A 607-nucleotide genomic window follows, 5' to 3' on the forward strand; every position below is an offset into this window, starting at 1 on the left:
AGCGTGTATCTTCTTTGAATGGCGGTATCCGTTATGAAACACGTATGGCCAAACAAGCACAGTTGGATTGGAAAGAAAGTATTCTTTATGAAACAAGTGATGGTGAACAGGTGGAGATTAATGTAGCCGTGTTAGTGCTAAGCTACTCTCGTATGCGGTTCTTCTATATGAGTATTTCTAAATCGCAGGCAGTTTTATTTTCTTTCTTAACCGACACGTTTGAAAAAATGGGTGGTGTACCAGAAGAACTCATCACTGACAATATGAAAACCGTGATGGATGAAGCACGAACAGAACATTTTGCAGGAAAAGTGAATGCGAAGTTTGCGCACTTTGCGAGAGATTTTGGATTTAAGGTGAAGCCTTGTGTAGCAGGTCGACCACAAACAAAAGGAAAAGTGGAGACAACGATGAAGTTTTTGGATGAGATCCATGCCTATCAAGGAAAGTTTAACATAACTGAATTACACGCCTATATTAAAAAATTGTGTAATCGTATCAATCATGAAATTCATCAAGGAACGAATAAAATTCCGATTTTAGAATTCCAAAAAGAAAAGAATCACTTACTCCAGCTACCAACTGAACGAGTAAGAGATTCTTATCG

General features: G+C 38.1%; 1 protein-coding gene. It reads left to right on the forward strand.

Going from position 1 to position 607, the window contains the following annotated elements; genetic code table 11:
• A partial coding sequence (gene istA, locus ACYQ73_RS28185; RefSeq protein WP_460015460.1) for an IS21 family transposase occupies positions 1–607 on the forward strand: 607 nt, incomplete at both ends.

The sequence above is a fragment of the Lysinibacillus sp. CTST325 genome, assembly GCF_054665055.1.